Raw genomic sequence first — 19,237 nt, forward strand, 5'->3', positions numbered from 1 at the left:
TTGACTTCCGGAACAAGCATAGGTCTTATGAATTAATTGCAAAAGAAATGTTGAAATAATGTTCTTAGATTATATGCTTAGTTAGCAATTACTATGAACCCAGTCTATATTCAATAACCATGAAACTGCTATAAGAATGCCCATTTACCGTAAAATAAAAAACAATAAAGGAGAAATAGATATGAACAATATAAATGAAATCACAGAAGCAAGGGATTTTGTCCTTAGTAAAATAAACGTAGTTCCCAAAGTAGGAATCATTCTAGGATCGGGGTTGGGAAGTCTTGCCGATGAAATCGAAAATGCGGTTAGCATTCCGTACGAAGATATTCCATATTTCTCTAAATCCGATGCAATAGGTCATGCAAATGAACTTGTTATAGGCGAATTGCAAGGGCAAATTGTCGCGGCGATGAAAGGTCGTTATCACTATTATGAAGGATATTCTTTAAGCGAAGTGACTTTTCCGGTCAGAGTACTAAAAGCGCTCGGGATTGAAAAACTGGTCATCACGAATGCTTCCGGGGCAGTTAACGCGGAATTCAGCCCAGGCGAGCTGATGCTAATCACAGACCACATCAACTTGGTCGGATCAAATCCGCTAATCGGTAAAAATAACGATGAGTTAGGACCGCGTTTTCCGGATCTTTCGGAAGTTTATAGCCGTAACTTGCGGGCTACGGCTTCGAAAGTGGCTGAAGAGAAGGGCATAACGTTACGCGAAGGAGTATATGCATGGTGGAGCGGTCCAGCTTATGAAACACCTGCTGAAGTTCGCATGATTCGGACGCTCGGCGGAGATGCAGCGGGGATGTCAACAGTACCAGAGGCAACGGTAGCAATTCATGCTGGACTTGAAGTATTGGGCATATCTTGCTTAACCAATATGGCCTGCGGAATTTTAGACGAGCCTTTAAGCCATGAAGAAGTACTTGAAGTTGCAGCTAAATCCCGTAATTCGTTTGTAGAATTGATAAAAGCGATTTTGAAAGAGATGTAAATAATAAAATTATTTCATCTGTCAGTTTCTTGAAATTCAATCGCAACAACTTTTTCAGTCGCAGTGTTATACTCAATTCGTACAAAAACACCGAATTCACGGTCACGATCTTTCAACCAAAGCTTAAACTTTTCAATTGTTGAATCGCCTTTAGATTCGCTTCCTTCATGCAAGTAGTCAATAATATTCGCAGTAGGGTATTTCGATTGTGTTTCTTTAAAGGCAAGTTGGCCCCATTTAGCATAGGCTGGAACTTCTTGTTGTGCATGAGCAATCGATTGAATATGGAAGGGTGTAGAATTAAAAATCGTGAATATTCCAAGTGCAATAAAAGTTTTTCGCATTATTTAACTCATCTCCTTTTCGCTAGGATGAGTAATTTTCTTGAAATCATTCAATGGACAAAAATAGTATCTTATAAATGAAATGGAGGAAAGAGAATGGACCTAATCCCAACACCGTATAAACTTGAGCAGAAAGCTAAACATATCGCCAAACTTCAAACGTTAGAAAATGCGACAATTATTAATATCCAACTTAAAAAAGGCGAAACCATCGCCGAACATGATTCTAGAAAAGATGTTGTAATTGTCGTTCGAAGAGGCTCCGTTATTTTTAAAGTTGAAGGAACAGAGACAATTGTCGAATCAGATAATATGCTTCATATGAAGCCGTTCGAAAAACATAGTCTTCAAGCAGTTGAAGACACGGATCTTTTAGTGTTTCAAATAATGCCTTGAAAATGAAAAAAAGCCTGCAAAAAAATCAGCAGGCTTCAACTTTTATTTGAGGTTAATTCCTCACATAACTTTTTTAAACTATTTTCGAATTTTACTGTATTCTCCTTTAAACGTTTTTTCGGACCTCGTAATCGCCCACCGCTCATTCGAATTTTTTGTGCTGTATGACGCGCAAAGAGAAGCTGATCGATATTGTCATCGGTATAGCGGCGACCATTTTGATCGATCGGATGCCCTTGTTTCGCTAGCACCATCGCGGCTAATCCATAATCTTGCGTGACGACAATATCATTTTTTTGAACGCGGTTAACCAGAACGAAATCGACTGCATCCGCCCCTTTGGAAACAATGACCGTTTCCGCTCCTTCACGATGCATTTCATGCGCCGTATCGCAAATGAGGATGCATCGAAATCCATATTGCCTCGCAATTTGTATGGTTTCATTCACCACTGGACATGCATCTGCATCGATAAGAATTGCAGGCATAAACCCGCCTCCCTTATTTATTTCTACGTCTAGTATATCAAAAATAGAACTTTTTTCGTGATTATTATTTTTGGGCGGACAGCTTTAATACTGAATTTGTCACTAAACTTGCTACTTCGTTCAAACGCTCTTTACTTATTCGGTCGATTGTATCTTTTGGTGAATGATACCATTCTTCCGAAGGGAAATAACTAAACAATGCCGCATCGATTCCAGCTTTTTGAAATGGAGCATGATCGCTGCGATCGGTAAAATCTAGCGGGATTTTCTGGATGGTCTTGGCGGTATCTGTCACTTTATTGGAAAAACCATCAACAGTGAAAATGGTGAGCGGGCCAGCGTCCGCGCTGCCGACCATATCCATATTCAACATGGCCTCGGTACGTTGAATCTCCTTTTTAGACATCTCATCTACATATTTTTTCGAGCCTAATAATCCAAGTTCTTCAGCCCCGAAAAATAGAAAGCGAAGTTCTTTATCGTTTGAAACATTTTCTAAAACACGGGCAATTTCTAGGAGCACGGCAGTTCCACTAGCATTATCGCTCGCACCGGGCGACGACTCAACTGAATCATAATGAGCCCCGACGATGACAATTTCATCACCGGAGTTTTTGGACGATTTAGTCGCGATGATGTTTTGTGATTCATGTTTTTCTATATCGGCCCCTTCAATTGTAATCGTTCCCGTAACGGATTCATTATCTCTCATCAGGTTTAGTAATGATTTCCCCTCATTGGTAGACAATGCGATAGTTGGGATATAATCATCATGATGTTTTCCAAGCGACCACCCAGTATTTTGCAAATCATCTTTGAAGTTAATAATTATGCCGACAGCACCTGCTCCAGCTGCATTCAAAACCATTTCCTCAAAATAAATATCGCTAATTGTAGCAACCGCAATTTTACCTCTCACATCGATGTTTTCATAATCGGACGTCAATCCATTATTCACATATATTAATTCGCCAGTCACGTTTCCAGAAACCGAGTATTGAAATGGTGCGGGGGAGAAAGATTTATCAAAACCTTCAATAGTTAATTCAACAAGTTTTGGAAAAATATAATGGTCAAAATCGAAGGGTTGAGATTCTACAGAATAACCATAGGTCTCTAATTCCTCGGTAATGAAATTCGCTGCATTTTTTTCAGATACAGTGCCTGCGACCCGAGGCTCTTTTGATAGCTCTTTTACATTCGAATAAATCTTGTCAGCATCCAAATTATCTATAATAGCTGATTCAATGTTGTTAGATGAAGGACTTATTATTTCTTGGACATGCTGCGGGGAGCACGCCGAAATGAGGATGCTAAGTACGAATAAGACGGGGAGATAAAGAGATTTTCGAACCATATGATTCCTCCATTCTATTTATGGGAATTATACCACAAGTCAAATAATACAATGTCCAAAAGACAAGGCTCGTATGCGTTTCAAATGGTTTAATTCGGGGGATAGTGAAACAAAGAAGGAAATTGGAAGGAGTTTTACAAAATGTTCGAGAAACCTGAAGAAGCTCGTATGACCGAAGAGGAAACAGCCAAATACGGAAGAGAAATCGACGCGAAAAATGCCTTATATGAAAATGTGGTTGTTGAAGACAGCGTAAATGCATTATCTGCGGATGAAATACCGCCACCCATTTCGGAAGAAGAAATAAAACGCCGTGTCGGAGAGCAAAATTATAAGAATACAAAAGACAGCGGTGTCATGAATTCAATCAATAGTTAATGATTAAAAAGAAGGAAACATCCAATGTGGTGTCGAAAGATGCCTTTACACTAATTATTGGAGGTTTTAGTTTATGTTTAAAACAATCGAAGAATTCCTTAATCACTGGGAACATGAAAGCGGATCGACACAGAAAATCTTGAATACGCTTACCGATGAGTCATTAGCGCAAGAAGTGTCGCCAGAAGACCGTACACTTGGCCGAATTGCTTGGCATATTGTACAAACACTCCATGAAATGATGTCGCAAACAGGTTTGGAATTCACTGGAACACCGGAAGATGCACCTGTACCAGAAACCGCAGCTGAAATTGCAGATGCCTATCGTTCGACCAATGAAGCGATGGTTTCAGCAATAAAAACACAATGGACGGACGAAATATTAGGTGAAATGAGAGACATGTACGGAGAACAATGGTCTGTCGGAACTGTTCTTGGCATCTTAACAGCACACGAAACTCATCACCGCGGCCAAATGACAGTGCTCATGCGTCAAGCAGGTTTACGAGTACCGGGTGTTTACGGGCCGGCTCGGGAAGAATGGGCAGCTTTTGGCGGACAAGCACCTGTTATTTGAATGAAATGAAAGCCAAGTCTATTACATTCGGCTTGGTTTTTATCGTAATACTGGATATGTTAAATACTGCCAATGTAATAATAGGACAGTTCCATATAACTCTTTAACGTTATGTGGAATTGTTTTTTATTATTTATAAAGAAATTAATTGAATAAATTGAACTTTCGGAAATATGTTTTGTAAAAGTGCAATAAATACGCTTTTTCAATAAAAATGTCCCAAGTGAATGGGGTTAAATTTACTAGTTTCATCGCATACTGTTAATTAACGAGAGGAGGAGGTGTATTTCATAAAGTAGAATAATTGGAACTAGTGGAGCCAACTTCCACTGCCGGTCGCTAAAGCCAAAAAACAGGAAAGTAAAAGGTCTCGAGTTGCTGCCGCCATGTCATGGTTTTTATGTTGAGAAGCCTCTTAACCACGGGTTATATTCAGCAAAAAAACATTGGAGGGGTCTTTTGTGAGAAAAATAATTTACTTGTCATTTGTTTTCCTGATGATGTTGTCCGGTAGTGGAATGAATGCATATGCGTCAAACGTAGACATGAATGATGGGTCAAGCAAGGATTTTAGCGCCTTCGTCGAATCGAAAGTGACGGAGATTAACAATTTAATAAGTCAAAGTGCAAATGATCTTGAAGATAAAGCGAATGTCATCCATGAAGAAGTCGATGAGTACGTCAAATCATTACCTTCAAAAGAAATCGAAAACAACTTAAATCTTTTGGAAACATTAATTGACAACCTCGATGCCATAGACGAAAAAGTTAATGCGGAAAACGAATCGAAGAATGGATTAACTGCCACGTCATGGCGTTATGGAGATATTTTATATTACGGAATCGGTAATACGAACGCAGTAGGAGAAAAATCTTTTACTGGCCATACTGCAGTATTAACGACGACAAATTATTATGTCGTTGAAGCATCAAAAACTAAAAAAAGCGGAAATAAAGTTTTCCATTGGAATAGAACAAACATGTGGCAGGGTGCATCTGGCATCAAGCAATATAAAGTGACTACTAAACTAGGAACGAATGCCACAACAACACAACGGAGAACAGCCGTAACCTTTGGATTAAATCAAGTCGGAAAACCTTACTCAATGCTAACGACCATTTTTGCGAACGATAAATGGTATTGCTCAAAACTAACGATGAGAATGTGGTATAATGCCGGCTATGATTTGAGAGGGACTAGGGGCCTGACAATCGGGGGAATCATAGCTGTGATTCCGTATGATATAGTAATCGATTTAAACACACGTTTGCACAAAACGTGGGGTAGTAGCACGCCAGGTTATTCATGATCTAAATTATTGGAATGAGGCTGAAGAATGAATAGGAAGTTAGGCTTTTTCGTACTAAGTATAGTTGTAATTACGACAGTAATTGTTCTTTTGCAAGTTTTTAAAAAGCATGGCGAAGCGAGTGCGCGCAGCGTAATTAATGGAATAGAAAGCTTTACCGTTGAAAAAGTTGGAACAGATGATCACTACTACTTATTCTACCCGTCAGATCATCGTGTATCGCAAGGATTTACATTAGTGAAAGAAGTCTCGAATACTGGAGAAGTGATTAAAGAGTTCGAGCTTAAAGATGATGATTTTAGACGTGCTGCAATACACCAGAAGCCAAATGATACCAATCGATTATTTATTTCACTTTTCGGTGAAGCAGTAGTAGAAGATTGGTACTACACGTATGATTTGAATGAACAGAAATTTCAAAAAGTTCCACTGAATTATTTCAAGCACAATGTCGGTGTCAATCATATCATGCATTACGGTCCCGATGTTATATTTAACACAATTGCATCCCATAAAACAGGGGATCAGGACTACAATAGCCATACCGGCGATTTTAAGATGTCGATCTCCAATTACACGCAGAAAAAAAGCTATGAAACGGAATGGGGGCATGCTCCCGATTGGTCACCGATCTTACAATTTAACGGTAATTTTATTTACGCGGGCAGTGGCCAGGTGAACGACGCTGGAATTGCGGAAAATACTTTTGTCGCGATTGCCGACCCTGATCTAGAATCAGCGAAGTATATAAATTTTGATAGAAAAGCAGTCGAATTTGCACCGATTTTCACAACAGAAGAAAATGCCTATATACTTGCGGATACGGGTGAACTATTCGTGATGAACAAGGATTTAAGTTATGAAACGTACGAACCTTATAAAGGATTGCCAAAACAAGATTTATATTACAGCGCTGGTCAATTTCTTATGTTGAATGAAGAGTTGGCATTACAGGGTATACATGCTAACGGAAAAACAATACTCGGTTTGTTATCTTTATCAGAGGAGCCAAAGTTCGACATTCTTGAAAAAGACTATCTGAATCCAACTAACTCATACAAAATTTTATATCAAGACTATAATAATAAAAGGATATATATCATAGAAGGGGATAGCGATGATAAGGATGGCAATTTACTGGTCATCGACAATACTAATTTCGATCTAATCCATAAAATTCCGATTGAGTATCATTACTTGTTGGATATGGTAATTAAAAATTAATTAAAAAAAGAGCAGTTCCGCTTAACAGTTATAAGAGGATCTGCTCTTTATTGTTTATGGTTTATTTACTTAACTGTGATTCTTCCATTATCTGATTTCAATCGAATGGTATTTTCTCCTGCGCCAATGACTGTGCGCGAATTACGTTCCCCAAAAATATCAATTCGACCATGACCTGTTTTCGCATGGATGGAAACGTTAGTCGGTTCCATTCTCGAATCCACTAAAATACTGCCATTATCCGTTTTCAAATCGATGTTTCGATCTAAACTATCGGTTTGCAATATAATTCGCCCGTTGTCCGTAATTCCGACGACAGAACCTTTCACATGTTCGAGCACAATTCGACCGTTATCCGATTCAGCACCGACGCTTTCTGCATCGACATGGCTCATTTCAATCCGTCCGTTATCTGTTTTCGTTCTGACATGATCCACTTGAACTTTCTCAAGGACGATGCGGCCGTTATCCGTTTCGGCAGTCAGAGAAGTGGCGGCAATTTCTTTTAATTGAATCCGTCCATTGTCCGTGTTTGCAGTCACGGTTTTCCCAAGTACTTTAGTAGCGTCAATTCTTCCATTATCAGTTTTCATCGCAAACGATTGGTATAACTTCTTTGGAATGAACACGTTAAGTGTCACCGCCTTCATATTGAAATTGAACATGAATAGCCAATGGCGTAAACTTTTCAACCGAACCACTAAGGTGTCGCCAACTATGTGCGCAGTCAATTCTAGCTTTTCATTCGAGCCGATTAATTCCACAGTAGTAGTCGAGTCATTTGAAGGTCTGACAAAGAGTGCGCCGTGTTGAACATTGATGTCGACATTGGTATAGCTGTTATCGGTGATTGTAATTAATTCATCGCTAATTTCAGCAGGTGTTTCATTTTCAACAAATGGATAAGAATCGAGAAGGTCTGCAGCGATTTTTGCAGGAGAACCAAGGGAAATAGCAATCTCATCGTCAGTTTTTCCATCCTCGCGTCCATTTGAAAAGTATTCGCGGATATCAATGAGAATATCGTTTCGTTCCTCTTCGGGTAAGCGGCTGATCGCCGTTTCGAGTTCACTTATAAATTGATTTTCAGTCATTTCGCACACTCTCCTCGATTAATGTATTTACACCTTCCGTGAAGCTCCGCCATTCCTCTAATTGCTCGTGTAAATAAGTCCGGCCTGTATCCGTTAACTTATAATACTTACGCGGTGGACCTTCTGTTGATTCTTGCAAGTACTTTGTAAAATAACCTTCTTTTGTTAAACGGCGAAGTAATGGGTAAACGGAGCCTTCTGAGATGGAAATCTGGTTGGAAATTTTCTGGACGAGTTCATAGCCATAACGGTCTTGTTTGTCTAAAAGAACGAGAACGCATAGGTTTAGCACGCCTTTTTTGAATTGAACATTCAATTTATACATGCTCCTTTCACTACTGGTTAATGAATAGTACTACTTCATGCAAAGTACCGATTGAGATTAATATATCACATGGTACTGTACAGTGCAAGGTACTGTTGTGAAAAATGAAGCTTCTATTTTTTGAGAAGGGTTCAGTTGTCCCTTTAATGACTTTCGTAAACGTGTATCTGATTATTTTGAAGTAACTGAATTACCTATGTTAGAATAAATACAGAGTAAAAAAATATTACTAAAGGAAGGTGCAGGATGAGTAAATACCAAAAACGTTCTGTTTATATTTCAATTGTAGCACTTGCTTTCTTCTTAGTATTATCATTAATTACACGTAATTGGGGATTCTTTTTATGGAGTTTATTGCCTGTTTTTATGGTCTTGATAACTGCGTTCTCCATCAAGATTGACAATAAAAATAATGCGGGTTGAATGGTTTATAACATTAAAGCTCAGATTTCACTCTGAGCTTTTCTCTCATAAGACTGAACTCGTTACTTTTTATAAGCTAATTAATTAAATAAAATGCTTCATCGCTTCTCGTTTACTCAAAGGTTTTAAGGGATGTTCCGCTACAAATGCTTTCACGACATCTGGATTCGTCTTGGCGTATTCCCGTAAAACCCAACCGATCGCTTTCTGGATAAAGAATTCATTGGACCCCATATGTTGCCGAATTATCTCAAATAATAAATCCGTATTCATCGCCTGTTTAAATTTTAATTGGCTGAGAATAGCGGCCCGGTTTGTCCACATATTATCGGACCGAGACCATTCCAGCATCACTTTTTCACCGCGTGCAGGATTTGCTTTCACAATATCGCCAACAGACTTTGGTGCAATCGAATCCACGCTATCCCACCACGACTTTGTTTCGATCAAAGTTCGAAGCTCCGGTAAATCCTCGATGGTTAAATGCTTCTTCATCTTTTCAAGTAAAGCGATTGCTGCATAATGATATTCACGTTCTGGTAGTTCATACAGTTTCCACACTTCTTCAAACAGCTGATCAGGTTCAGGCAATGCATATTCAGCGAAATATTCGCGAAGCAATTGCTTGCGAAGGGGACTCTTGATTCCCAAGAATGTGAAACGGTTTTTCATATAGGCCGCCATCGGGCCAGCTTGTTCTTCATTGCGATTCGCCTCGAATTTCTCGACAATTCCTTTATAATTCCATGCTTTTTTCAATCAACCCACCCCCGACTAATTACCAAAAGTGTATCATATTAGCATCGACCTGAAACCTTCTGATGTTCATACATTCACAATTGACGACAAGTCCAGGATGTTTCAATTGAATGTGACTTGGCTAAATTATGAATAAAGGAGGTCTTCTCATGGGAAAGGTCACGGTAACAGGTGCGATATTAATCATAACCGGCTGGTTTGCTCTCGTTGAATTTGATAGTTTCCCCGAATCGGAACGTAAACAAATCTTACAAAGAATAAAAAGAAGTCCGGTCCTCATACTTTTGATCGCTTTAATGCCCGCTGGTATCTTCATCAATATGTTAGGGGTCTTTTTCAGTTCTCTCTTGATGGTCATTTTTGGGGCATCTTTGATATTTCTGCAAGGTATCATCGTTGCACTTTTGTTCTGGAAACGAAAACGTTGGAAAAGCATCGTGCTGCTTGCTGCTATTGTTACACTAGGAATTTTCATCTACATTCCAATATTCTGGTAAAATATTGTGAAAGCATTTTTCACACTCATAAACAATCATGTGCTATTCTAGCGAAACGAAAAGCCCGATTTCTCCATTTAATGTTGGGAAATCGGTTTTTTTAATTCCCAAGAAAGTAAAATGATTTTTCAAATAGGCTGCTTTGGGCTAGCTTGTTCCTCATTGCGATTGGCCTCGAATTTCTCGACGATTCCTTTATCATCCCATGCTTTTTTCAATCAACCCACCCCTAACTTAATATCAAAAGTGTATCATATAGAATGAGTATTGAAACTTTCTGAAAGTTCATTCGTAGAAGTAGTTAAGTGAGTAAAGGGGGATTTTCATTGAAACGAAGTAATGCGAAAGTTTTTGTGCTTGGATCTTTTCATATGTTTGAACACGAGGATTTATATTCTGAGAAAAGGCAAGCTGAAATTGAGGAATTAGTATCCACATTAGAAAAGTTTAAACCAACAAAGATTGCAGTTGAAATGGTGCCAGAAGACAATGAATATTGTAATGAAAAATATAAACAATATAAAATGGGTACATACGAGCTAGAAATGAATGAAATATTTCAAGTAGGCTTTCGTTTAGGTTTAAAGCTAGAGCATGAACAAATTTATCCAACCGATTGGATGGGTAATGCGGATATGGATTATGGAGAAGTTGTGAGTTGGGCAAAAGAAAATCAACCAGAGCTTTTAAATGAAATATATGAGGGACTTGTAATCCCTGAATTAACGGAAGATAAAAGTATAATAGATTATTATAAAGAGTTAAATGATCCCTGTTTTCTTAATATGTTGCATAAAATGTATGTAAATATAGCTCGTGTTGGCGATCTTAATAATAATGTTGGTATGAACTGGCTAAGTTGGTGGTATAAAAGAAATTTAATCATGTTTGCAAATTTGACACGTCTTATCAATTCGGAAGACGAACGTATTTTATTCATTGTAGGTGGCTCACATTCAGTTATAGTTACTAACTTCCTTGAAGAAAGTGAAGTTTGTGAGATCATTCAACCACTTAGTTATCTATCTTGAAAGGAGTAATATGCTCTAGATGGATATTCCTTATAAAACAAATAGGCCAGGTTGTTTTACAAAGGATAAAAAACAATGGCGGTAATAACAGAGAAAATATTGAACCAAAGCTGGGAGAGTTTATCGGGGGCGGTCTGAGTGAAGTAGCAGACAGTATTAATCGACAAGAGATGGAAAGTGATGATTTATATAGAGTGATTGTACAAGATGGAATCGGGGAGTTTTAATTGCTTATAACTTCCTAACGAAGATCAAGTATACCATTACCTTCGTTAAATGTTTTTGTATCCATTGTGCAATGTAGTACTTACTACTAATAACAATAAAACATGACAATAGGGAGGAAATAAAATGGCTGGCATAACGGATATAACCTCTAAAACTAAAAAAAAGACAATCATTTTGTTGACTGGTATGTCCGGTACTGGTAAATCAACAGTCCTAGGTGAACTTTCTTGTAGGGGGTATGAAGTGATTGATACCGATTATGATGGGTGGAGTATTTATGGTGAGGATCCAAGGTGGGACCATGGGTGGATATGGCACGAAGTACGAATGAAATCGTTACTTAGTGAACATATCAAAGGTACATTATTCATTTCCGGTACCGTATCAAATCAAGGAAAATTTTACCCCTATTTTGATTCAATTGTTCTCTTAAGTGCCCCACTAAATGTCATGCGTGAACGTATAGAAAATCGAACCATAAACAATTATGGAAAAACGCACGAAGAATGGAAGGAAATTGTGCATTACAAGGATACAGTCGAACCGCTATTAAGAGACGGAGTGAATTTTGAGATTGATACAAGAAAACCTCTCAATCAGGTTGTAGATGAACTTGAAAAGATTGCTAATACTAATTGAAGTAAGAATCTGCGCCAATTCAGTAATCGGGCCATATCACAGAATAACTTGTTATTTCATGGAAACGGGCGCAATTCTCTAACCAGGAATTCCTTCAAATTTATATTGGACATAAAGAGCGACAAAAAATAAAAGCGCCAACTGGCGCTTTATTATACCAAACTCCATTCTCCTGATTCTGATTCATGAGTGATGTCAATGTCAACAGTATTTCTAATTTCTTCTTCAAGGCAATCGGTGAATTTAAGTACAAAAGCAGCCTTGGCAGCAGGTATGATAGCAGGTATTGCCTCAGGAGCTACAACACTTACAGCTATTATTCCTGCAGCATAAACAGCTCCTTCTAAAGCACATTTAATAATTTTGTCTTTTGCATCCTGAGCAATATCAGCAGGATAACTAACACGTAATTCTAACCAATGTTTAGAAGAACGAGTATATGCGCAAGGATATGGAGCGTCAAAAGATTCGCCAAATATTCTTACTCGTCGATGACATATTTCCATTTTTATTTCTGGTACACCACTAACAGATACAAGTTCCTTTTTCCACACTTCTTTATCAGCTTGTATGCGAGCAGTATCAGGTTCTTCTGAAATGAATTCGACCAGTTCATATTCATCATTTGATGTTAGGTACCTAACTTCTATTGGATTCATAGTAATACTCCTTTCTTTTAATCATAAATAAGATGTGTAATTATATATGAAATTATTCTTAATGTTTTATAAGCATTTGAAAGTTAAACGGCTTGTTAATTGCTGGGGGATTTATTGGGAGCGGTCTGGGCGAAGTGGCAGACAGTATTTAACAACAGGACGCGGAAAGTGATGATTTATATAGCGATAGGGCCAGATTGTTGAATAATCAAAAGACGAAATGTATCTGGAGGAATGGACTGTATGGGGGGAAAAACGGAGTTAAAAAAAGCTGTAGATTTTTTTGTTCGAGGTGAGTTTTACTGTAGTCGTCAACCTGCATCCCAAGTACATGATTACGATTCAATAAAACATCTTGCTTTTGGCACAAATGTGGATGGCAGAACTGACGAGTTTATCGTTTATCATACAAATCCTGCTCACGTTATTAATACCATAAATAAACTAGACATAAAAAAAGACTATTGGCTTACCGTCTTTTCTGATGAAGAACCGTATTGTTATTATGCGAAGGGATATACGATCAAAAGTACAGAATTTCTTATGGCTTTAGATTTGGATAGTTGGTCATTTGAAACAGAAAACGAGATCATCAAGTGTGTCAAAACTGAGGAAGAAGCTCGACGTATCAATTATTTTTTCAATAAGTCTGCTATCGATCTTGAAAAATTAAATGATCCTAATCTGCATTTTTACATTGGTGAGGAAAACGGACATCCTGCATCTTATGGAAGCTATGCACTACTAGATAAAACCGTATTTTTGAATAATGTATTTACTTCAAAAATACATAGGGGTAAAGGAATGGCCACAGCACTTTGCCGAAAAATGCTTATTGATGCCAAGCAGGAAGGCGCTGTCCAGAGTGTACTCGTTTCTAGTGAGATGGGGCATCCTTTATATCTGAAATTGGGTTATCGAGATGTTTCAAAAATGTGGGTGTTGGAAAGAAAATCTTAAACAATCGGGCGCGATAGCTGAATAAGTATTTGTCAGAAGGTTATTCAATCAACCTATGGGTATTAGTTGAACAGATGAGTACTATAATATCCGTTATAGGGCGCTTTTGGGGGACGTAATCGAAGGAACGCCGTCAGGAGGTATTAATTTGTATGATCCAACAATATTTGAGAATTTAAAAGTAGCGTTTGAAAACCATATTTATGATTTAGATAATATAGATGAAAAAATAACGATTATCAATCGGGTAGATCGCATGGACTTTGCCATTCTTTCTCGAGAATTTGCGATTCGATTTACGCTCGTCAATCAACCAGACGTAACAGCTGAAATTGTACTACAAGCATCTGTCAAAGAGTTGGCAGGAGAAATATTAGAGGTGCCCGGAGAAAATCTAGGCAGCACCCTATCCGTGCGCTTTATCAAAACTGTTCAAAACCCTGCTATCGAGTGCCAGCAGATTGAAAATACCCTAAACACCATTTGGGAAACGGACATTCACCTAACCCAAACACTGAGTTTCGTACATGGACAACAAGCGTCTGGTTACCTTAACAGCATAGTCATGACTTTCAATTCTAAAATAAACGAGAAGCATATGACGGATATTGCAGATTTGCTGACTCATGTATTGAAATCGTTAGAAGTGTTGAAGAACATATAATAAAAAGGGGATATAGAATCGTGAACTGTCAAATAAGGAGGGGAACGAAAGAGTATGATCAGTTCGATTTATCGACCGTAGATTTGAGAAGGGAGATAATTTAAATTAAAAAGTTTATCTGGATTGTATTGATCTTAATCTTGCCAGTGATATTTTCAGGTTGTTCAGCATCTGAAGTGATTCGGGTGGGCACTCCTTTTAATGAGAATGGAACTGAAGGAATAAATATTGATAAGGAGATTAAGGACTCGAAATCAATAGAAGCTTTGAGGGCGATCATTAGAAAAGCTAGGGAGATTGAAGAGCCGATAGAATTAGATAGTGAACCAGAAACCTTTTTTTCGCTTGATAGACCCAAGGAAGGTATTTCTGAATTGTGGTTGTATGTTTTGTATCAGGACGACGGTAGTTCAATTTTATATAATGAAGGTTCAAATAGTTACTTTGCCCTTTCTAAAGAGCAAACTAATGAATTGAGAAGCATAATAGGACAGTAATAATTCTTTGTTCAGCTATCGGGCGCGATTATTGGAAAGACTGCCTTAAGGCGAGGAGGCTTTAAGGAAAAGTACTTTGCCGAAAAATGCTTATCGATGCCAAGCAGGAAGGCGCTGTTCAAACCGTACATGCTTCTAGTCAGATTGGGCATCTCTTAAATCTGACATTGGGTTATCAAGATTTATCAAAGATGTGGGTGTTGGAAAGGAAATCTTAAACAATCCGACACTTTTGTAGATTACCAGAGATTGTTTATAAGACGGTCTTTTTTTGTTCAAAAGCTGACTAGCTGCAGAATAATGCGGCCGTAAGGAGTGGTATAACATGAATGAAGGAAGTTATTTCGTAGGATGGGGAACACTTGCATTAATTAACGCAGGTCTTGCACAAGGGAAAAATAGGAGCGGGTTGAACTGGTTTTTAATATCACTACTATTAGGTCCTCTTGCAACGCTTTGCGTGGTTATTATTGACGAGATATGAAAATAGCAGATAAACGAATTAAAAAGCCTGTTTGGTTCATTGAACGAAACAGGCTTTTTCCGAAATTACTATTCTTTCACAATATACATTTTAGGATATTCGTTTGGTACTTTTTTGAAAATCACAGCATTCTCCCCATCAAAATTCGGCCCGATGGTTACTCCTTCGTCAATTCTTAGGTTTTCTTTCATTTCACCTGTCTTAGGATCCACCACTATAAACAGTGTTTCTTCTGCGCCATGCTCCCATTTCGTTGCGCGAATATATACAGCATCTTCACTATAATCCGTCATTAAATCATATGAAAAATCGGAGGGACTATAATCTTCATACAATTGATCGGCTATGGCCAATGTCCAGAGATGTTCGCCGCTGTTTTTATCGTATGCTAACACACCAACATTACTTTTAATGTAAAGGTTGTCACCTTTAACATCTGTCAGTAAATCTGTAGGATCTGAAGGATCTTCAATGACGGGCGTGCTGAAGAAAAGTTCACCCTCTTCGCTCATTCCATCGAATTTTAGCACATCTACAATCATCTCGCTAAAATCTTTAATTGTTTCATCGTTTTCTTTTAATGCATAGAACGTATCGCCGTCCGCGACGAGCTTGTGGAAAAAGCCCTCAACCTCATACTGTTTTGTCCCATCAGCCTGGCTGTATGCAGCTAACCCTTCATCACCGAGTAAAACAATCAATTGGTCAGTCACAGCACTTTCAGTAAAATTGACGTCTGAATCTAAATCGACTTCCCATAGTTGTTCTTCTTTCGTTGTATCGAAAGCAATAAGTGTTTCATTGCCGGAAACGTATAGTATGTCGCCTTTTTTACTGATTGTCACTGCACTATTCACTTGGAAAAGTCGTTTCACCTCTCCAGTTTCAAGATTTACTTCTGTCACATAGGATGCGCGGGCGTTTCGATCAAGCTCTACCAGATAATAATGATCCTCAAATAGATAGGTGCCTGAGTACATATCCACACTTAATCGTGAATCTCCTGGATCCATTGAGTCGTATGGACTCATGATTCCGTTTGGATAATCGTAAAAATAACTAGAGGAATTTCCCCTTACGATGAATGTGCCATTATGGGCAAAAGATTCATGCGGATGTTCCACAACAAGTACTTTTTCGAATTCAATGATTTCATGATTGGAATCTTCAAAATCGGTTGATTCCCAATCTAAGATATTCGTAACCGGAATTTCTTTATCAGAAGATTTTCCTTTGTCCGTGCCTTTCTTATCACTGACTTGTTCCTTTGAATCGGAAGACTTATCCGAATCATTGCTGCATCCAGCCAATCCCAACATGAGGAGCATTGTAAAACTAAAGATAGAAATGATCATTTTTCGCAAAGCAACATCTCCTAATCTTTTCAATTATTTCATCATTACCCTTTACTCTATAATATACTGAATATTATATCGATAGGGCTTATGGATTAATTGGAGGTGTAGGTACCTAGGTCTAGGGAGGGGCCGGCAATAAAAAATGACACCATTTAAAATGGCGTCATTTCATCAATTCAAATATCAAATCGTATCCCAATCTCTTCGTTATTCGCTTTCCGATAAACCCCTTTAGCAACCGCCAAATCAAAATAAGCAGCGCCGACGGATTTAAAGAAAGTAATTTCTTCATCATCCGTACGAGAATCCACAGCACCGGTTATCAGGTCCGTCAACTCGCCGTGAATGTCATCGAATGACCAATCAGGCTGTTTTGCTGCGTGGATTAATTCGCCAGCTTCTTCCGTCACGCCATGTAAATCATCGACGACAATTTTACTAGCGCGTTGTAGGAATTCGAAATCGACTTCTCTCATATGAGGCAAATACGATCCGACGCCGTTTACATGGGTACCAGGTTTAACATCGTTTCCATTAAAAACAGGTTCAGAAGATCTCGTGCTGCAACAAATAATATCAGCACGTTTAACAGCGACTGCGACATCACGTTCAATCGAAATCAAGATATCATCTTTAATTCCAAAATCACGAAGTTTTTCACCGAATTTAACAGCTTTTTCTTCAGTCGGATTCACAAGCAGAATTTCCTTGATATCACGAACTTCAAGCACGCCAAGAACTTGTTCGAATGCCATTCCGCCCGTTCCGATGACCGTTAGAACTGAAGAATCAACACGAGAAAGTCTAGCTGTCGCCAATCCGCTTAGTGCACCTGTACGCAAACGCGTTAAATAAGAAGCATTCATTAACGCAAGATGTTCACCATTTTGTGCATCCGTCACGAGGACAACGCCTTGTGTAGTAGGTTTTCCAACAGCAGGATTATTCGGGAAAATCGTTACCGCTTTCATCGTTGCGATTTCATCCACTAAATCCGCGCTTGGCATGTACAGGGAAGAGGCTTCATGTTCTGGGAACTCCAAAACAGTTCGCGGCGGGTTTTCAACTTTTTCGCCCGCTTTCGCATGAAGAACTTTTTCGACATCACGTAAAGCTTCTTTCATCCCATAGTTTGTTTGTATTTCTTTTTCATTCAATAAAAGCATTGAGTTCATCCTTTGCTAATTAAGCATCTAATTTTTGTCCGCGGCGATCTTTAACGACCCAAATTGCGAGAAGTGATACGATCGCTGTGAAAATAATGTATAAGGCAACCGGTATATACGAATTATTGAATTTTAATAACAACGAGGCGGCGACCAAAGGCGCTGTTCCGCCGGCGAGAGCCGCACCAATTTGGTAGCCAAGTGAAATACCCGTATACCGAACTTCTGCCGAGAAGATTTCCGAGAACATGGTACCAAGAACTGCAGTGATCGGCGCCCAAATGATACCGAGACCTAACACAGTTGCAATGACAAGAAGCACAACGCTTTCTTGATTCACCAACCAAAAGTACGGGAACGCGTAAAGTGCCATTGCGATTGTTCCATAAAGATACAATGGTTTTCTTCCGACACGGTCCGACAAGGCTCCCATAATCGGGATTAATATCGTTGTAACAATGGTTCCGACCATTACAGAATTCAATGTTGCAGTACGGGAGAATCCTAAATTCGTTGTTGCGTAGGAAACGACAAACGTACTGAAAATATAGAACGGTGCTGTTTCGACAACTTTAGCACCGATGGCGATCAGTACTTCGCGCCAATGTGTTTTTAACGTCGTGATTAGAGGGATTTTTGGTATTTCTCCTCTTTCCTGAACATTTTTGAAGGACGGCGTTTCGTCAATTCCTTTCCGAACCCACAGTCCAAATACAACTAATAATGCACTTAATATAAACGGAACACGCCATCCCCAAGTCATGAACGATCCTTCAGGCAGAAGCGTCATAATTGAAAGTGCAATCGTTCCGAGAAGCATCCCGATTGTAACGCCCATTTGCGGAATACTACCGTAAAGTCCACGTTTTTCATCAGGCGCATATTCAACAGCCAATAATAACGCGCCGCCCCATTCCCCGCCAAGCCCAATTCCTTGGATTAAGCGCAACGTGATTAACAGAATCGGTGCCCAAATACCGATTGCTTGATAAGTAGGGAGTAATCCCATTCCAAACGTAGCGACTCCCATAAGACTGAGCGTGAGGACCAATGTTTTCTTCCGGCCAATTCTATCTCCGATATGACTGAAGATGATTCCCCCAAATGGACGGATGAAAAATGCTAATGCAAATGAAGCAAACGCGAGTATCGTGCCGATTGCCGGATCGTCTGTGACGAAGAAAAGTTGGTTGAAAACGAGTGCGGCAACAGTTCCATACAAAAAGTAGTCGAACCATTCGATTGAGCTACCGACAAGACTTGCGACAAGTACTCGATTCATTTTTTTCTGATCCATATAATTTCCCCCTTTGAATGAAACGCTTTTTGAGTAATTGAAGTAGTACTTCAATTTGAACTAATTTCATCATAGTGATACT

The 19,237-nt window shown here is 38.9% G+C and carries 25 protein-coding genes; 15 read left to right on the forward strand and 10 right to left on the reverse strand.

What is annotated here, in order from left to right; genetic code table 11:
• Window positions 1–181: 181 nt before the first annotated feature.
• Complete coding sequence (locus tag G8782_RS13080; RefSeq protein ID WP_172371927.1) at window positions 182–1,000, forward strand: purine-nucleoside phosphorylase; 819 nt, start codon at window positions 182–184, stop codon at window positions 998–1,000.
• 14 nt (window positions 1,001–1,014) lie between these two features.
• On the opposite strand, the gene G8782_RS13085 is transcribed toward G8782_RS13080, so the two are convergent.
• Window positions 1,015–1,344, reverse strand: coding sequence for a DUF3889 domain-containing protein (locus G8782_RS13085; RefSeq protein WP_172371929.1), 330 nt, complete (start codon window positions 1,342–1,344; stop codon window positions 1,015–1,017).
• A 96-nt stretch (window positions 1,345–1,440) separates the two neighbouring features.
• Between G8782_RS13085 and G8782_RS13090 the strand changes: the two genes are divergently transcribed.
• Window positions 1,441–1,740 carry a cupin domain-containing protein gene (locus tag G8782_RS13090; RefSeq protein ID WP_172371931.1) on the forward strand — a complete coding sequence of 100 codons (300 nt, stop codon included), beginning with the start codon at window positions 1,441–1,443 and terminating at the stop codon, window positions 1,738–1,740.
• A 35-nt stretch (window positions 1,741–1,775) separates the two neighbouring features.
• On the opposite strand, the gene G8782_RS13095 is transcribed toward G8782_RS13090, so the two are convergent.
• Window positions 1,776–2,228, reverse strand: a complete 453-nt coding sequence (locus G8782_RS13095) for a YaiI/YqxD family protein (RefSeq protein ID WP_172371933.1) — start codon at window positions 2,226–2,228, stop codon at window positions 1,776–1,778.
• A 64-nt stretch (window positions 2,229–2,292) separates the two neighbouring features.
• Entirely contained in the window at window positions 2,293–3,585 is a 1,293-nt protein-coding gene (locus G8782_RS13100) for a M28 family peptidase (protein WP_172371934.1), read from the reverse strand.
• 141 nt (window positions 3,586–3,726) lie between these two features.
• Between G8782_RS13100 and G8782_RS13105 the strand changes: the two genes are divergently transcribed.
• The 4 genes from G8782_RS13105 (at window position 3,727) to G8782_RS13120 (ending at window position 7,074) form a co-directional block, all read left to right on the forward strand.
• Window positions 3,727–3,963, forward strand: coding sequence for a hypothetical protein (locus tag G8782_RS13105; protein WP_172371936.1), 237 nt, complete (start codon window positions 3,727–3,729; stop codon window positions 3,961–3,963).
• 73 nt (window positions 3,964–4,036) lie between these two features.
• Window positions 4,037–4,540: a DinB family protein gene (locus G8782_RS13110; protein ID WP_172371938.1), complete on the forward strand. Its 504-nt coding sequence runs from the start codon at window positions 4,037–4,039 to the stop codon at window positions 4,538–4,540.
• A 461-nt stretch (window positions 4,541–5,001) separates the two neighbouring features.
• Window positions 5,002–5,850 carry a YiiX/YebB-like N1pC/P60 family cysteine hydrolase gene (locus G8782_RS13115; protein ID WP_172371940.1) on the forward strand — a complete coding sequence of 283 codons (849 nt, stop codon included), beginning with the start codon at window positions 5,002–5,004 and terminating at the stop codon, window positions 5,848–5,850.
• 27 nt (window positions 5,851–5,877) lie between these two features.
• Window positions 5,878–7,074, forward strand: a complete 1,197-nt coding sequence (locus tag G8782_RS13120) for a hypothetical protein (protein ID WP_172371942.1) — start codon at window positions 5,878–5,880, stop codon at window positions 7,072–7,074.
• A 65-nt stretch (window positions 7,075–7,139) separates the two neighbouring features.
• Here G8782_RS13120 and G8782_RS13125 read toward each other — a convergent pair whose 3' ends face one another.
• Together G8782_RS13125 and G8782_RS13130 are read right to left on the reverse strand one after the other, a co-directional pair.
• Window positions 7,140–8,168 (reverse strand): DUF4097 family beta strand repeat-containing protein, encoded by a 1,029-nt coding sequence (locus G8782_RS13125; RefSeq protein WP_172371944.1) that lies wholly within the window; start codon window positions 8,166–8,168, stop codon window positions 7,140–7,142.
• Entirely contained in the window at window positions 8,161–8,484 is a 324-nt protein-coding gene (locus tag G8782_RS13130; protein ID WP_172371946.1) for a PadR family transcriptional regulator, read from the reverse strand. The genes G8782_RS13125 and G8782_RS13130 overlap by 8 nt, the downstream gene beginning before the upstream one ends.
• A 255-nt stretch (window positions 8,485–8,739) precedes the next feature.
• Between G8782_RS13130 and G8782_RS13135 the strand changes: the two genes are divergently transcribed.
• Window positions 8,740–8,916: a hypothetical protein gene (locus G8782_RS13135; protein WP_172371948.1), complete on the forward strand. Its 177-nt coding sequence runs from the start codon at window positions 8,740–8,742 to the stop codon at window positions 8,914–8,916.
• Window positions 8,917–9,000: 84 nt separating this feature from the next.
• Here the strand turns inward: G8782_RS13135 and G8782_RS13140 are convergent, their stop codons facing one another.
• Window positions 9,001–9,675, reverse strand: coding sequence for a DNA alkylation repair protein (locus G8782_RS13140; RefSeq protein WP_281357936.1), 675 nt, complete (start codon window positions 9,673–9,675; stop codon window positions 9,001–9,003).
• A 149-nt stretch (window positions 9,676–9,824) separates the two neighbouring features.
• On the opposite strand from G8782_RS13140, the gene G8782_RS13145 reads away from it, so the two are divergent.
• The 4 genes from G8782_RS13145 to G8782_RS13160 all read left to right on the forward strand — a co-directional run bounded on the left by G8782_RS13145 (window position 9,825) and on the right by G8782_RS13160 (window position 12,070).
• A complete protein-coding gene (locus G8782_RS13145) occupies window positions 9,825–10,172 on the forward strand; it encodes a hypothetical protein (RefSeq protein WP_172371950.1) in 348 nt (115 codons plus the stop codon).
• A 326-nt stretch (window positions 10,173–10,498) separates the two neighbouring features.
• Complete coding sequence (locus G8782_RS13150; protein ID WP_246231682.1) at window positions 10,499–11,203, forward strand: DUF5694 domain-containing protein; 705 nt, start codon at window positions 10,499–10,501, stop codon at window positions 11,201–11,203.
• The gene (locus tag G8782_RS13155) at window positions 11,200–11,430 is read left to right on the forward strand and encodes a hypothetical protein (protein ID WP_172371952.1); all 231 of its coding nucleotides are present in this window, start codon (window positions 11,200–11,202) and stop codon (window positions 11,428–11,430) included. The genes G8782_RS13150 and G8782_RS13155 overlap by 4 nt, the downstream gene beginning before the upstream one ends.
• A 124-nt stretch (window positions 11,431–11,554) precedes the next feature.
• Entirely contained in the window at window positions 11,555–12,070 is a 516-nt protein-coding gene (locus tag G8782_RS13160; RefSeq protein WP_216667882.1) for an AAA family ATPase, read from the forward strand.
• 152 nt (window positions 12,071–12,222) lie between these two features.
• Here G8782_RS13160 and G8782_RS13165 read toward each other — a convergent pair whose 3' ends face one another.
• Window positions 12,223–12,729 carry a hypothetical protein gene (locus G8782_RS13165; protein WP_172371954.1) on the reverse strand — a complete coding sequence of 169 codons (507 nt, stop codon included), beginning with the start codon at window positions 12,727–12,729 and terminating at the stop codon, window positions 12,223–12,225.
• A 243-nt stretch (window positions 12,730–12,972) separates the two neighbouring features.
• Between G8782_RS13165 and G8782_RS13170 the strand changes: the two genes are divergently transcribed.
• The 4 genes from G8782_RS13170 to G8782_RS13185 all read left to right on the forward strand — a co-directional run bounded on the left by G8782_RS13170 (window position 12,973) and on the right by G8782_RS13185 (window position 15,334).
• A complete protein-coding gene (locus tag G8782_RS13170; protein ID WP_172371956.1) occupies window positions 12,973–13,689 on the forward strand; it encodes a GNAT family N-acetyltransferase in 717 nt (238 codons plus the stop codon).
• A 148-nt stretch (window positions 13,690–13,837) separates the two neighbouring features.
• Window positions 13,838–14,353: a hypothetical protein gene (locus G8782_RS13175; RefSeq protein ID WP_172371958.1), complete on the forward strand. Its 516-nt coding sequence runs from the start codon at window positions 13,838–13,840 to the stop codon at window positions 14,351–14,353.
• A gap of 185 nt (window positions 14,354–14,538) precedes the next feature.
• Entirely contained in the window at window positions 14,539–14,850 is a 312-nt protein-coding gene (locus tag G8782_RS13180; RefSeq protein ID WP_172371960.1) for a hypothetical protein, read from the forward strand.
• 325 nt (window positions 14,851–15,175) lie between these two features.
• Entirely contained in the window at window positions 15,176–15,334 is a 159-nt protein-coding gene (locus G8782_RS13185; RefSeq protein WP_172371962.1) for a hypothetical protein, read from the forward strand.
• Between the two features lie 68 nt (window positions 15,335–15,402).
• On the opposite strand, the gene G8782_RS13190 is transcribed toward G8782_RS13185, so the two are convergent.
• The 3 genes from G8782_RS13190 to G8782_RS13200 form a co-directional block, all read right to left on the reverse strand.
• Window positions 15,403–16,689, reverse strand: a complete 1,287-nt coding sequence (locus tag G8782_RS13190) for an outer membrane protein assembly factor BamB family protein (RefSeq protein ID WP_246231697.1) — start codon at window positions 16,687–16,689, stop codon at window positions 15,403–15,405.
• A gap of 179 nt (window positions 16,690–16,868) precedes the next feature.
• Complete coding sequence (locus G8782_RS13195) at window positions 16,869–17,858, reverse strand: ornithine cyclodeaminase family protein (RefSeq protein ID WP_172371966.1); 990 nt, start codon at window positions 17,856–17,858, stop codon at window positions 16,869–16,871.
• Between the two features lie 19 nt (window positions 17,859–17,877).
• Window positions 17,878–19,155 carry an MFS transporter gene (locus tag G8782_RS13200; RefSeq protein ID WP_172371968.1) on the reverse strand — a complete coding sequence of 426 codons (1,278 nt, stop codon included), beginning with the start codon at window positions 19,153–19,155 and terminating at the stop codon, window positions 17,878–17,880.
• Window positions 19,156–19,237 lie beyond the last annotated feature (82 nt).

The sequence above is a fragment of the Sporosarcina jiandibaonis genome (assembly GCF_013184495.1).
Lineage (GTDB): Bacteria > Bacillota > Bacilli > Bacillales_A > Planococcaceae > Sporosarcina > Sporosarcina jiandibaonis.

What these genes read in the sequence shown, in the direction of transcription:
- G8782_RS13080 (WP_172371927.1), top strand. Translation starts at nt 182, where the DNA reads ATGAACAATATAAATGAAATCACAGAAGCAAGGGATTTTGTCCTTAGT.
- G8782_RS13085 (WP_172371929.1), bottom strand. Translation starts at nt 1,344, where the DNA reads ATGCGAAAAACTTTTATTGCACTTGGAATATTCACGATTTTTAATTCT.
- G8782_RS13090 (WP_172371931.1), top strand. Translation starts at nt 1,441, where the DNA reads ATGGACCTAATCCCAACACCGTATAAACTTGAGCAGAAAGCTAAACAT.
- G8782_RS13095 (WP_172371933.1), bottom strand. Translation starts at nt 2,228, where the DNA reads ATGCCTGCAATTCTTATCGATGCAGATGCATGTCCAGTGGTGAATGAA.
- G8782_RS13100 (WP_172371934.1), bottom strand. Translation starts at nt 3,585, where the DNA reads ATGGTTCGAAAATCTCTTTATCTCCCCGTCTTATTCGTACTTAGCATC.
- G8782_RS13105 (WP_172371936.1), top strand. Translation starts at nt 3,727, where the DNA reads ATGTTCGAGAAACCTGAAGAAGCTCGTATGACCGAAGAGGAAACAGCC.
- G8782_RS13110 (WP_172371938.1), top strand. Translation starts at nt 4,037, where the DNA reads ATGTTTAAAACAATCGAAGAATTCCTTAATCACTGGGAACATGAAAGC.
- G8782_RS13120 (WP_172371942.1), top strand. Translation starts at nt 5,878, where the DNA reads ATGAATAGGAAGTTAGGCTTTTTCGTACTAAGTATAGTTGTAATTACG.
- G8782_RS13125 (WP_172371944.1), bottom strand. Translation starts at nt 8,168, where the DNA reads ATGACTGAAAATCAATTTATAAGTGAACTCGAAACGGCGATCAGCCGC.
- G8782_RS13135 (WP_172371948.1), top strand. Translation starts at nt 8,740, where the DNA reads ATGAGTAAATACCAAAAACGTTCTGTTTATATTTCAATTGTAGCACTT.
- G8782_RS13145 (WP_172371950.1), top strand. Translation starts at nt 9,825, where the DNA reads ATGGGAAAGGTCACGGTAACAGGTGCGATATTAATCATAACCGGCTGG.
- G8782_RS13160 (WP_216667882.1), top strand. Translation starts at nt 11,555, where the DNA reads ATGGCTGGCATAACGGATATAACCTCTAAAACTAAAAAAAAGACAATC.
- G8782_RS13165 (WP_172371954.1), bottom strand. Translation starts at nt 12,729, where the DNA reads ATGAATCCAATAGAAGTTAGGTACCTAACATCAAATGATGAATATGAA.
- G8782_RS13170 (WP_172371956.1), top strand. Translation starts at nt 12,973, where the DNA reads ATGGGGGGAAAAACGGAGTTAAAAAAAGCTGTAGATTTTTTTGTTCGA.
- G8782_RS13185 (WP_172371962.1), top strand. Translation starts at nt 15,176, where the DNA reads ATGAATGAAGGAAGTTATTTCGTAGGATGGGGAACACTTGCATTAATT.
- G8782_RS13190 (WP_246231697.1), bottom strand. Translation starts at nt 16,689, where the DNA reads ATGATCATTTCTATCTTTAGTTTTACAATGCTCCTCATGTTGGGATTG.
- G8782_RS13195 (WP_172371966.1), bottom strand. Translation starts at nt 17,858, where the DNA reads ATGCTTTTATTGAATGAAAAAGAAATACAAACAAACTATGGGATGAAA.
- G8782_RS13200 (WP_172371968.1), bottom strand. Translation starts at nt 19,155, where the DNA reads ATGGATCAGAAAAAAATGAATCGAGTACTTGTCGCAAGTCTTGTCGGT.